The 13,575-nt window shown below is 33.1% G+C and carries 8 protein-coding genes; all 8 read left to right on the top strand.

Annotation, left to right across the window (positions count from 1 at the left end; all coding sequences use genetic code 11):
• Positions 1-3: 3 nt before the first annotated feature.
• The 8 genes from Q0807_RS03250 (at position 4) to Q0807_RS03215 (ending at position 13,572) form a co-directional block, all read left to right on the top strand.
• The gene (locus Q0807_RS03250) at positions 4-1,542 is read left to right on the top strand and encodes a RagB/SusD family nutrient uptake outer membrane protein (RefSeq protein ID WP_299106327.1); all 1,539 of its coding nucleotides are present in this window, start codon (positions 4-6) and stop codon (positions 1,540-1,542) included.
• 6 nt (positions 1,543-1,548) lie between these two features.
• The gene (locus tag Q0807_RS03245; protein ID WP_299106325.1) at positions 1,549-3,258 is read left to right on the top strand and encodes a LamG-like jellyroll fold domain-containing protein; all 1,710 of its coding nucleotides are present in this window, start codon (positions 1,549-1,551) and stop codon (positions 3,256-3,258) included.
• Between the two features lie 109 nt (positions 3,259-3,367).
• Entirely contained in the window at positions 3,368-4,753 is a 1,386-nt protein-coding gene (locus Q0807_RS03240) for a glucoamylase family protein (protein ID WP_299106323.1), read from the top strand.
• 1 nt (position 4,754) lies between these two features.
• Positions 4,755-6,113: a glucoamylase family protein gene (locus Q0807_RS03235; protein ID WP_299106321.1), complete on the top strand. Its 1,359-nt coding sequence runs from the start codon at positions 4,755-4,757 to the stop codon at positions 6,111-6,113.
• 13 nt (positions 6,114-6,126) lie between these two features.
• Complete coding sequence (locus tag Q0807_RS03230) at positions 6,127-6,912, top strand: prolyl oligopeptidase family serine peptidase (RefSeq protein ID WP_299106319.1); 786 nt, start codon at positions 6,127-6,129, stop codon at positions 6,910-6,912.
• A 3-nt stretch (positions 6,913-6,915) separates the two neighbouring features.
• Positions 6,916-9,258 carry a beta-glucosidase BglX gene (gene bglX, locus Q0807_RS03225; protein ID WP_299106317.1) on the top strand — a complete coding sequence of 781 codons (2,343 nt, stop codon included), beginning with the start codon at positions 6,916-6,918 and terminating at the stop codon, positions 9,256-9,258.
• Between the two features lie 57 nt (positions 9,259-9,315).
• Complete coding sequence (locus tag Q0807_RS03220; protein WP_299106315.1) at positions 9,316-11,871, top strand: glycoside hydrolase family 2 TIM barrel-domain containing protein; 2,556 nt, start codon at positions 9,316-9,318, stop codon at positions 11,869-11,871.
• Complete coding sequence (locus Q0807_RS03215) at positions 11,872-13,572, top strand: sulfatase (protein ID WP_299106314.1); 1,701 nt, start codon at positions 11,872-11,874, stop codon at positions 13,570-13,572. It begins immediately after the preceding gene.
• Positions 13,573-13,575 lie beyond the last annotated feature (3 nt).

The following is a 13,575-nucleotide window of genomic DNA, read 5'->3' as shown; positions in this document are numbered from 1 at the left end:
GCAATGAAAAATATATTTAATTTCAGAATTATTTTGTTCATTTTACCTGTTTTCCTATTTACCTGTGAAGACAAGTTAGATGATGAGCAAGAACTAGTAGTGTTATCAGATGAGATAGATTATACTAGTGAAGAAGGTGCATTTGGAGCTCTTATTGGTGCTTATGAAAAATTTCAAAGTGTTGGATGGGAACAAATTCCATTATTATCAGTTAGAGGTGATGATGTTAATGCAGGTGGTCTTGGTGATCAACAAGGTTTTGCAGATACAGACAATTTTATTTACGATAATAGTTATTGGATGTATAACTCACTTTTTGAGAATTGGTCTCAAGATATTTTACAAATAACATCGCAAATAAAATCTTTAGAAGAGTTTAGAGCAGCTGGTGTAAATTCTGCTTTAATTGACCAATACGTAGCAGAGTGTAAAGTTTTAAGAGGATTTATTACACTAGAACTTTCTAGGTTATTTGGTGATGTTTATAAAATTGAAACAACAGATCAAACTCAGATAGAAGTTTTACCTAAGGACGAATTAATGGTTTGGATTTCTAATCAGATGGATGAAGCAATTCCAGATTTATTAGATGTTGCGCCTTCTCAAAGAACAGATTTACCAGGAGGTATAACAAGTTATACAGCCCTAACTGTTAAAGCGATGGCTAATTTAGAAGTTGGTAATTACCAAAATGTAGCAGACGCTACGGGTGAAATCATAAATTCAAATGCTTTTCAACTCTATGATGATTTTTATCACTTATTTAAAACAGATGGAAAGTTGGCTAATGAAAATATTTTAGAGATTCAATATTCAGATTTTGGTCAAGCATCTGGTGAAAATGTAAGTCACTTATTTGCATTTTATGGTCCGCAAAACTGGAGTGCTGCTGTACCTGAAGCTACAAGTGGTTGGGGTTTTTATGAGCCAAGTTTTAAGTATATTAAATTTATGTTAGATAGAGGTGAAACAGTTCGTTTAGAAACAAGTGTTTTATTCACTGATAGAGGAATTGCAGAATTGCAAACGGATCCAGATTATGCAACATTACCAAGTTGGATTTCTAATACAACCAGAGATGGTGATGTAATAAATGATTACAGTAGAGCATTTTTTGCAAGTGGTAAACACTATTTGCCATCTATAGAATTAACCCCAGGAAGAACTTCTTATGGTACTAATAAGAATTTTACTGTTATTCGTTATTCAGAAGTTTTATTAATGTACGCAGAAGCGCTTACACGTGGAGCAAATGGCATTGCAGGTACTGCTGATAATGCCGTAAATGAAGTAAGAAATAGAGCAGGTTTAGATAACTTAAGTGGAGTATCAAGTGAACAAGTTATGGACGAAAAATTTGCAGAGTTTGGCATGGAATGGGGAATTAGATATTACGATATGCTTAGACTTGAACAGACTGATGAATTAAGTTATGATGGTAGAACATTTACTATGCAAAAAGCATATTTACCTTACCCACAAGCACAATTAGATCAAAGTTATATCCTTAACGACTATTATCAAAGTCAACAAAATAATTAAGAAACTATGAAAAATACATTAATAAAATTATTTGGAATTTTTATGATGCTTTTTGTAGCATCATGTGATGATGGAATTGATCCAATTACAGAAGTGGATCCAGGTGATGATGCTGGTTCTCCTATTGTTCAAATTATATATCCAACAGAAGGAACTGAGGTTACTGGATTAGAGTTAATTGTTCCTATAAACATAGAATTTAAAGTTGAAGATGATATTGAAGTTGCATCAATTGTGCTAAATCTTGATGGTGTTGATATAGCATCTTATGATACATTTTTAGATTATAGAATAGTAAATGAAGAGTATACTTATGATAGTCTTACAAGTGGTGATCACTTAGTAACTGTAACAGCGACTGATTTGGTCGGTAATACAACAGTTGCTTCAGTTAATTTTTCTAAAGCACCTCCTTATGAAGCTATTTTTGCAGGTGAAGTTTTCTACATGCCTTTTGATGGTACATATACTGAATTGTTATCCATAACAGATGCCACTGAAGTTGGTACACCAGAATTTTCAGGTGAAGCTTTTGCTGGCACCAATGGCTTTAAAGCAACAGAAGATTCTTATTTAACTTTCCCAATAGATGATTTAATGCTCGGAAGTAATATGAGTGGTGCATTTTGGTATAAAGTAAATGGCTCACCAGATAGATCTGGTATTTTAACAATAGGTGATGATGTAGATGATCGTTTTCAAGGATTCAGATTATTTAGAGAAGGTAGTGCAACTGAGCAGAGAATTAAGCTTAATGTTGGCACTGGTGATGGCGAAAGTTGGAATGATGGAGGCGTTATAGATGTAACTGCTGGAGAATGGGTACATGTAGCCTTTACAATTGCGCCAACAGAAACAGTTATATATTTAAATGGTGTGCCTGTAAATACAGCAACACCAACAGCAGCAATTGATTGGACAGGTTGCGTAGATCTTACTATAGGTGCTGGTGGTGAAACATTTAGCTATTGGAATCACTTATCTGATGATAGTTTTATGGACGAATTACGTTTGTTTAATACAGCATTGTCTCAAAGTGAGGTACAAAATATGATTAATGTAACCAACCCTTACGAACCAATGTATGATGGTGAAACTTTTTATATGCCATTCGATGGAGCAAATACGGAGTTAATAAGTTTAGGTATGCCTACAGTGGTTGGTGCTCCAACTTTCGCTGGTGAAAGTCATGATGGGTCTAATGCTTATTTAGGAGCAACAGACTCTTATTTAACTTACCCAATAGATGGTTTGTTTGGTACAGATGCTTTTAGTGCTACATTCTGGTATAAAGTAAATTCTACACCTGATCGTGCAGGTATTTTAGTTGTTGGTGATGATGCAGATGATAGAAATCAAGGCTTTAGATTATTTAGAGAAGGAAGTGAAACAGAACAACGCATTAAAGTTAATGTAGGTATTGGTGATAGTGAAAGTTGGAATGATGGAGGCGTAATTGATGTCACAGCAGGAGAATGGGTACATATAGCAGTTACGGTTTCAGCAACAGAAAGTAAAATATATTTTAATGGTGTTGAGCAATTAGTTTCAACATTTGCAACAAGCATAGATTGGACAGGTTGTAATGATCTTACAATTGGTGCAGGTGGAGATACATTTAGTTACTGGAATCACTTATCAGATGTAAGTGCTATAGATGAATTAAGACTATTCAATAAAGCATTATCAGAATCTGAAATACAAGATATGCTTTAGAAATATGATAAGTCAATTGATTTAGTCTAAGTTTTTTTTGAATTATCCTTAATTGAATTTTAGCGGCATTTTATATTTAAAGTGTCGCTAAATTCTTACTCAAATTTCAATGAGAAATATATATACATTACATATAGTCGTTATTTCGCTTTGTTTTGCAATTGGTTGTAAAACAGAGGTTAAGGAGCAAATAAATAAAGATGAACAAGTTTTATCTGAAACAACAGATGTTATAATTCCTATCATTAATAATAGTTTGCTAGATTCTATTCAGAAACAAACATTTAACTATTTCTGGGAAGGTGCAGAACCAAATTCAGGATTGGCTAGAGAGCGTATTCATATAGATGATGTATACCCAACTTCACCAAAAAACACGGTTACTACTGGTGGAAGTGGATTTGGTTTAATGGCTATTTTAGTTGGTGTAGAACATCATTGGATTACTCGAGACCAAGCCTTAAATAGATATCTTAAAATAGTCAATTTTTTAGAGAAGGCAGAACGTTTTCATGGTGCTTGGCCACATTGGATCAATGGTGAAACAGGAAAAGTTTATCCGTTTAGTAAAAAAGATAATGGAGGCGATTTAGTAGAAACTGCATTTTTAATGCAAGGTCTATTATCCGTTTCAGAATATTATAAAAACGGAAATAAAAAAGAACAAGAATTAGTTGATAAAATAGATAAACTTTGGAAAGAAGTAGAATGGAGTTGGTACACCAAAAACGGAGAAGATGTACTCTATTGGCATTGGTCACCAGAATATAAGTGGGAAATGAATTTTCCGGTTGGTGGCTATAATGAATGTTTAATTATGTACGTGCTTGCTGCTGCATCACCAACATATCCAATTAGTAAGTCGGTTTACGATAATGGTTGGGCAAGAAATGGCCATATTGTTTCAAACCAAACATTTTACGATGAAGATTTAGTCCTAAATTATTTTGAGCACGATGAGGATTTAATTGGTCCATTATTTTGGGCGCATTATTCTTACTTAGGATTAAATCCAAAGGGCTTAACGGATCAATATGCAGACTATTGGAAACTAACCCAAAATCAAGCTAAAATTCATTTTAAATACGCTGTAGATAATCCAAAAGGTTTTAAAGGTTATGGAGATAGTCTTTGGGGTTTAACATCAAGCTATTCTATGAAAGGTTATTATGGGCATAGACCAGAAAATGATATAGGTGTTATTTCACCAACAGCAGCTTTATCATCGTTTCCTTATACACCAAGAGAGAGTATGAACGTATTAGAAAATATATATAAAAATCACGATAGTTTAGTTGGTAAATATGGGCCTTATGATGCTTTTAGTTTTGAGCATAATTGGTCATCACCTAGATATTTAGCTATAGACCAAGGACCAATTCCGGTAATGATAGAAAACTATAGAACAGGTTTGTTTTGGAAATTATTTATGAAAAATGAAGATGTACAAAATGGCCTAAATAAATTAGGTTTTAAATATGAAAATATTGATTAATATGAAGATTTTTAAACTAGTAATTATAGCATTAGTAATGGTTAGCTGTGGCTCAGATGATGGACCGGGTTATCAAGAACCTTATGACCCAAGTGATGATGATCCTGTTGTTGAAACATTAACTGATGAGGAAATAATGGATTTGACTCAAGAAACGACATTTAAGTATTTCTGGGACTATGCCGAATCTAACTCTGGTGCAGCAAAAGAAAGATATCACCCTAACGACCCTACTAATAGTCAGAATGTAGTGACTACAGGAGGAAGTGGATTTGGTTTAATGGCTATCTTGGTTGGTATTGAACGTGGTTATATTACAAGAGTAGAAGGTGTTTCAAGATTATCTCAAATTTTAAACTTCTTTGAAGGTGCAGACCGTTTTCATGGAGCATGGTCGCATTGGATAGATGGAGGAACAGGTGGCATAATTCCTTTCAGTGATCAAGATAATGGTGGCGATTTAGTTGAAACCGCTTTTTTAGCCCAAGGACTAATTTGCGTAAAAGAATATTTTAAAGACGGTTCTACAGAAGAAGCAGAACTTGCAGCACAAGCAGATTTACTGTGGAAAGGTGTAGAATGGGATTGGTACACTCAAGGACAAAATGCATTATTTTGGCATTGGAGTCCGTCTAACAATTTTGCAATAAATTTAGAATTAAAAGGGTATAACGAAACATTAATAGCGTTTGTTTTAGGTGCAGCTTCGCTGGATTATTCAATTCCGGTTGAGGCTTACCATCAAGGTTGGGCAGATAATGGAAATATTGTCTCTTCTGCTAGTCAATATAATACAACTTTAATTTTAGATCATGCTGGTACAGGAACAGGACCTCTCTTTTGGGCACATTATTCTTATTTAGGTTTAGATCCAAGAAATTTGTCAGATCAATATGCTAATTATTGGGATTTAAATGTGAACCATACAAACATTAACTATTTATACTGTGTAGATAATCCAAACAGTTATGTAGATTATGGTGAAGATTGTTGGGGTTTAACAGCAAGTTATACGAGAAATTCTGATGGTTCTGTAGGTTATACGGCTCACGATCCAGAAAATGATACAGGTGTTATTTCGCCTACTGCAGCAATTAGTTCTATTCCATATACGCCAGAAAAGTCATTAGCAGCTATGCATTATTTTTATAGTAAAAACGAAATTTTATTGGGTAATGCAGGTTTTTACGATGCTTTTAGTCCTCAATATAATGATTGGGTTACAGAACGTTATTTAGCTATTGATCAAGGTCCTGAAATTATAATGATAGAAAACTATAGGTCGCAACTATTATGGAATTTATTCATGCAAAATGAAGATGTTCAAAATGGTTTAGATGCCTTAGGATTTACTTATTAAATCAATTTAAAAAATGAAAAAATTAAAAAACTTTTTAATCTTTTGTTTGGTGCTGTCTTCAACAACTGTATTTGCTCAAAAAGATTTATTTAAAGAAAAAGTACATATCAAAGGAGAAGACACTTTGAAGTATCGCATTATGTATCCCGAAAATTTTTCAGAAGACAACCAATATCCTGTCGTGTTGTTTTTACATGGAGCAGGTGAGCGTGGAAACGATAATAAAAAACAATTAGCAAATGGAAGTAAATTGTTTACGGATAAGATTAATCGTGGTGCATTTCCGGCAATTGTTATTTTTCCTCAATGTCCAAAAGATAGTTATTGGTCTAATGCAGATGTAGACAGAAGTAGTTATCCAATAAGTTTAAAGTTTCCAAAAGATAAAGAGGCAACAAAGCCCATGCAATTGGTTATAGATTTAATGGAAGAAGTAACGAGTAAGGATTATGTAAATAAGGAAAAAGTATATGTTGGTGGCTTATCTATGGGTGGCATGGGAACGTTTGAAATTCTATCGAGACAACCAGATATGTTTGCTGCTGCTTTTGCTATTTGTGGCAATGGTAATGCAGAATTAGCCAAGGAGTATGCAACTAAAGTAGATCTATGGATTTTTCACGGAGCAGATGATAATGTTGTAGATCCAAAAGGCTCTGTAAAAATGGTAAACGCTATTTTAGAAAATGGAGGCAAACCTAATTTTACACTATACGCTGACGACAATCATAACAGTTGGGATTCTGCCTTTGCAGAACCAGAATTATTAACATGGCTTTTCTCTAAATCAAAAAAATAAAAAATGAAAAAACTTCAATTCGCCAAAATAAAATATTTCACACTAATAATAGGTGCTCTAACCGTGTTGTCGTGCAATACCAATGATAAAAAAACAACAGCATCTAAAAGCGATAATCCTTATGAGGAAAAAGTAGATTCCATTATTAGTTTAATGACGTTAGATGAAAAGCTAGGTCAGTTAAATTTACCTGCAACAGGTCCAATTACAACAGGTTCTTCAAAAAGCACTGATGTTGTTTCAAAAATTGAAGAAGGTAAAATAGGTGGTCTTTTTAATATTAAGGATATTAAAAATATATACGAAGTTCAAAAAATAGCCGTAGAAAAAAGCCGCTTAGGGATTCCGCTTATTTTCGGGATGGACGTGATTCATGGATTTAAAACCACCTTTCCAATTCCATTAGGTCTTTCTGCTTCTTGGGATATGGTAATGATTGAAAAAACGGCTCAGATTGCTGCTTCGGAAGCAAGTGCAAATGGGATTAACTGGACATTTTCGCCAATGGTAGATATTTCTCGTGATCCACGTTGGGGAAGAGTTTCTGAAGGTAATGGAGAAGACCCTTTCTTAGGAAGTCAAATAGCAAAAGCCATGGTAAACGGTTATCAGCAAAACGATATGTCTGCCAATAATACTTTAATGGCATGCGTAAAGCACTTTGCCTTGTATGGAGCAGCAGAAGCTGGTAGAGATTATAACACAGTGGATATGAGTCGTATTAGAATGTACAACGAATATTTACCACCATATAAAGCCGCAGTACATGCAGGTGTCGGTTCTATTATGGCTTCATTTAATGAAATTGATGGTGTGCCAGCAACTGGTAATAAATGGTTGCTTACAGATTTATTACGTGATGATTGGGAATTCAACGGATTTGTGGTTTCAGATTATACCGGAATTTACGAAATGATGGCACACGGAATGGGAGACGAAGTAGCTGTAACTTCTTTAGCTTTAAAAGCTGGTTTAGATATGGATATGGCAGGCGACTCACCAAATATTTCTGCTGCGTTTATTAAAAATTTAAAAACTGCTTTAGATAACGGTGATATTAAAATACAAGATATTGATAAAGCTGTAGAACGTGTACTTACAGCAAAATATCAATTAGGCTTATTTGATGACCCTTATAAATATTGTAATGAAGAGCGCGCAAAGAATGATACTTACACACAAGAGAATAGAGATTATGCACGTTTAGTTGGAGCAGAATCAACAGTTTTACTTAAAAACAATAACCAAATATTACCATTAAAAAAATCAGGTACAATTGCTGTTATAGGACCTTTAGCAAAGGCTAGTAATAATATGGCTGGTACTTGGAGTGTGTCTACAGACCATGAAAGTTGTATTTCAGTTTGGGACGGATTACAGCAAACGGTTGGAGACGATGTAAATTTATTATATGCTAAAGGTAGTAACGTTGATTACGATTTAAAGTTAGAAAAACGTGCTACAATGTTTGGCAAAACCATTCCAAGAGATGATAGAACTGATCAGCAAATGATAGATGAAGCTGTTGCTATTGCAAAAAAATCGGATGTGATTTTAGCTACTTTAGGAGAATCTTCAGAATTTAGTGGAGAAAGCAGCAGTCGAACAGATATAGGAATTCCTCAGGTTCAAAAAGATTTATTAAAGGCATTACTAAAAACAGGAAAGCCAGTAGTTTTAGTATTGTTTACAGGGCGACCATTAACCTTGGTTGAAGAAAATGAAAATGTACCATCCATTCTAAATGTTTGGTTTCCTGGTAGTGAAGCTGGTTTGTCAATTTCAGATGTGTTGTTTGGCGATATAAATCCTTCCGGAAAATTAACTGCAACTTTCCCAAGAAATGTTGGTCAAGTACCATTATTTTATAATCATAAAAATACAGGACGACCATTAGGAAATTCTGAAGGACATTTCGAAAAATTTAAATCCAATTATATAGATGCTCGTAATGAACCACTTTATCCTTTTGGTTTCGGATTAAGTTATACAACGTTTAAATATGGAGAAATTAAACTAGATAAGACGTCTATGTCTAGTAAAGATACAGTTACTGTGTCTGTTGATATTACTAATACTGGAGATTATGATGGTAAAGAGGTTGCTCAATTGTATGTTAGAGATGTCGTTGGTTCAGTAACAAGACCTGTAAAAGAATTAAAAGGTTTTGAGAAAATATTTTTGAAAAAAGGAGAAACCAAAACCGTAACATTTACCATTTCAGTTGAAGATTTAAAATTCTATAATACTAATTTAGATTTTGTTGCAGAACCTGGTGATTTCCAAGTAGCAATTGGGACAAATTCTAATGTAGCATTCAAAAATACTATAACCCTTATAGATTAGTAGCGAGATATGTCACATAAAATTTATAAAATTTTTTCCCTTTGCTTATTTATTTGTGTGACATTTTCTTTTAATTCTCACGCGCAATCTAAAATCATAAACTCTGGCTGGCAATTCTCTGAAGACCAATCCGTTTGGGGAAATGTAAATATTCCACATACATGGAACGATAAAGATGCTTTTGATGATGCGCCAGGTTATCGTCGTGGGTTGGGGTATTATAAAAAGCAAATTTTTATAGCTTCAGCGGAAAGTAATAATATTCACTATCTGAAATTTAATGCGGTAAACCAAGAAGCAACAGTTTCAGTTAATGGTATTAAAGTCGGAAATCATAAAGGTGGTTACACAGCTTTTAATTTCGATATAACAGCATTTTTAAAATATGATGATTATAACCTCATTGAGGTTACCGTAGATAATTCACATAATGAAAACATACCTCCTTTAGATGCTGATTTTACATTTTACGGTGGAATTTATAGAGATGTAGGATTGATTTCACTTCCTAAACAACATTTTAGTTTAAATGATTTTGCTTCAGAGGGTTATTATGTGAATTATTATAATATTTCAGAAAAGCGAGCTGGTGTTGAGGTAAAGTTATTGATAGATAATTTTGAAACGTCTAAATCTAAAAACCGGTTATACTTAAAAATTTTAGATGCTACAGGTAATCTCATTTTAGAGGAATACAAAGGGATTAAAATAGATGCGTCTACTTCAAAAGAATTAAATATCAAATTCCCAGAAATAGAAAACCCAAAGTTATGGTCGCCAGAACATCCATATTTATATAAATTAGAAATTACTTTAACCGATAAAAATGGCTATGTATTAGATTCAAAATCTTCAAATCTTGGTTTTCGTTGGGCCACTGTAGATTCAGAAAAAGGATTTTTTTTAAACGGAAAATCAATTAAATTGATTGGTGTAAATCGTCATCAAGATTATGCAAATTATGGTAATGCTGTTCCACTTTCATTACAGAAAAAAGATATTGAACTCATTAAAGAAATGGGTTCAAACGTTATTCGTTTTGCTCATTATCCGCATGCTCGCGAACTTTATAAAAAATGTGATGAACTCGGGATTTTAGTTTGGACAGAGATTCCAATTGTAAACAAAGTAACAAATACTAATGCATTTTTTGACGTTTCAAAGCAAATGCAAAAAGAACACATTAAACAATATTATAATTTTCCATCTGTAGTAATGATAGGTTATATGAATGAAATTTTTTTAAGATTAGCCTTTGATAAAAAAGAGACCGATTTAGAGAAAGAAAATCGAAAAAAATACACTTATACATTAGCAAAGCAATTAGAAAATTTAACAAGAACAGAAGCGCCAAATCATATTACTGTAATGGCATTGCATTTTAATGAACTTTATAACGAAACTAAAATTGCTGATTTACCAATGCTTGTTGGTTGGAATCTCTATTTTGGCTGGTATCACGATACTATAAAGGATTTAGGTGTTTTTTTAGATGACCAACATCAACGTTATCCTAACCGTTCTTTATTGGTTTCAGAATATGGACCAGGAGCAGATGTTCGTGTTTCTGCAACGGAACCTTCGCGTTACGATTATTCTCAAGAATATCAATTAGTGTTGCATTCTGGTTACTATAATCAAGTGGGAAACCGTGATTTTGTTGCCGGAATGACAGCCTGGAATTTTGCAGATTTTGGTTCGGAATTTCGAGGAGAAACCATTCCGCATGTTAACCAAAAAGGCTTAGTACAATATAATCGCGAACCAAAGGAAGTTTATTACTGGTACCAATCAGTTTTAAAAACAAACGACCCATTTGTTCATGTTACTAATTATCAAAAGGAATTAAATTTATTAGAGAATAATACGCATGAAATTGTGGTTTTTTCAAATCAAGATAAAGGCAAACTATATGTGAATGATGAATTCTTTAAACACATGAATTTTGAATCAGGAATTGCTAAAGTTACAATCCCATTTAAAGAAGGTATAAATACAGTAAGAGCTGAGACTGATAGCACATCTGACGACACTATCTTCAATGTAAAAATTATTAAAGATTTAAAAACAGACGACTTCGATGTCTTAGCAATTAATGTTGGTACAGATATTAGCTTTAGAGATGATGTTTTTGGAGTTACTTATTTAAAAGATAGGTCATACACTAAAAATTTATTTGGTTATCTGCCAAGTTCTGGAAAATGCAATAGAAAACTGATTCCTTTTAATGTTAGTAACACAATTAATGAAGCTGTTTATCAAACCGTACTTGTAGATTGTAATACTTACAAAGTTGATATTCCTGATGGTAAATACAAAGTAACCTTATATTTTGTTGAGCCTCAATTAAAGAATAAAACCAAAGTGCTTTTTAATTTAACGGATGCAAAGGATGATTCAAAAACTGATGTTATGCATAGAGTATTTGATGTAAAGTTGAATGATAAAACGATAGCCAGCCAATTTAATATGGCAAAAGCCTATGCTGATAAATATGGAATAGCTGAATCTTCAAAAATTAATATCACAAATAATATAGGATTAACGATTAGACTTAATCCAATTATTGGAGAAACTGTATTAAGTGGAATTCTAATTGAAAAAACAGACTAAATGAAACAATTATTTATTTTATTAATTTGCCTTTCCGTTTTTCAATCTTGTAAAAACGAAGACAATAAAGCTTTAGATAATTCTGAAATAGAGAATTATCAACGGCCAAACATTATTTATATCATGGCAGACGACCATGCTGAGCAAGCTATTAGTGCTTATGGTCATCCGATTAGTCAATTAGCACCAACACCAAATATTGATAGAATAGCAAATGAAGGCGCACTTTTTAAAAATAACTTTTGTACCAATTCTATTTGTGGTCCAAGTCGTGCTGTAGTTTTAACAGGTAAGTTTAGTCATGTTAACGGATTTAAAATGAATGGAAATCGTTTTGATGGTAGTCAGCAAACTTTTCCTAAATTATTACAAAAAGCAGGATATAATACAGCAATGATTGGCAAGTGGCATTTGCATGGCAAGCCAGAAGGATTTGATTATTGGAACATTTTAACTGATCAAGGCAATTATTATAATCCAGATTTTATTTCACCTCATAAAACAACTAAAATTATTGATACGACGAGAATAGAAGGCTATGCAACAGATATTATTACTGAGGAAGGATTGGCTTACCTTAAAAGTGTAATAGATTCAGACCAGCCATTTATGTTAATGTTGCAGCATAAAGCACCACATAGAAACTGGATGCCAGCTTTACGACACGCTAATAAATTCGATTCCATAAAATTCCCTTTGCCCGAAACGTATTTTACAAATCATGAAGGTTCATTAGCTTCAGATGCACAGTTACAAACTATTTATAAAGATATGTATGAAGGTCATGATTTAAAAATGACGAAAACAAAAGGAAGTTCAGAATTAGCTTGGAACCCTTGGAAAACTGATTTTGAACGAATGACACCAGCGCAATGTGCAGCTTGGGATAAAGCCTATAAAGCAAAAAATGACGCATTCCATGATGCTAATTTATCAGGTAAAGCATTGGCAGAATGGAAAGGGCAACGTTACCTGCAAGAATATTTAGCAACTATTGTTTCTTTAGATGAAGGTGTTGGACGTGTTTTAGATTATTTAGAAGACAATGGTTTAGCTGAAAATACCATTGTAATTTACACTACGGATCAAGGGTTTTATTTAGGTGAAAAAGGTTGGTTTGATAAACGCTACATGTATGAAGAATCTTTAGCAATGCCTTTATTAATAAAATATCCTAAAGCTATACAACCAGGTACTGTCATTGAAGATCTAACTCAAAACTTAGATTTCGCAGAGACTTTTTTAGATTATGCACAAGCTGAAATTCCAGCAGATATGCAAGGTAAATCCTTACGTCCTTTATTAGAAAACACATTTAAAGAAGCTGACTTTAGAGATGCAGTGTATTACCATTATTATGATTATCCAGCGTTTCACATGGTTAAGAAGCATTATGGTATTAGAACAAAGCGCTATAAACTCATGCATTTTTATGATGATATCGATACTTGGGAATTGTATGATTTAGAAGAAGATCCGTCAGAAATTCATAATCAAATAGATAATTCTGATTACGATATAATTGAATCTGAATTAAGAAATAGATTAACACAGCTACAAAAGAAATATAAAGTAACAGAAGAAGAGTTTAAAAATGCGCCTAAGATTGATGTTGAAAGAGCATTTAAGCAATTTGAAAGACTTAGAGGTCATAGAGGCACTTCTTACAATCCAGAAACTGATAAAGACACTAAAATATAAACC

This window comes from uncultured Winogradskyella sp. (genome assembly GCF_947495255.1).
Lineage (GTDB): Bacteria > Bacteroidota > Bacteroidia > Flavobacteriales > Flavobacteriaceae > Winogradskyella.
This window is presented reverse-complemented; position numbering and strand designations above follow the sequence as displayed.

Excerpts from the sequence above, each read along its gene's own strand:
- Q0807_RS03245 (WP_299106325.1), top strand. The coding sequence starts at position 1,549 with ATGAAAAATACATTAATAAAATTATTTGGAATTTTTATGATGCTTTTT.
- Q0807_RS03230 (WP_299106319.1), top strand. The coding sequence starts at position 6,127 with ATGAAAAAATTAAAAAACTTTTTAATCTTTTGTTTGGTGCTGTCTTCA.
- Q0807_RS03235 (WP_299106321.1), top strand. The coding sequence starts at position 4,755 with ATGAAGATTTTTAAACTAGTAATTATAGCATTAGTAATGGTTAGCTGT.
- Q0807_RS03240 (WP_299106323.1), top strand. The coding sequence starts at position 3,368 with ATGAGAAATATATATACATTACATATAGTCGTTATTTCGCTTTGTTTT.
- Q0807_RS03215 (WP_299106314.1), top strand. The coding sequence starts at position 11,872 with ATGAAACAATTATTTATTTTATTAATTTGCCTTTCCGTTTTTCAATCT.
- bglX (WP_299106317.1), top strand. The coding sequence starts at position 6,916 with ATGAAAAAACTTCAATTCGCCAAAATAAAATATTTCACACTAATAATA.
- Q0807_RS03250 (WP_299106327.1), top strand. The coding sequence starts at position 4 with ATGAAAAATATATTTAATTTCAGAATTATTTTGTTCATTTTACCTGTT.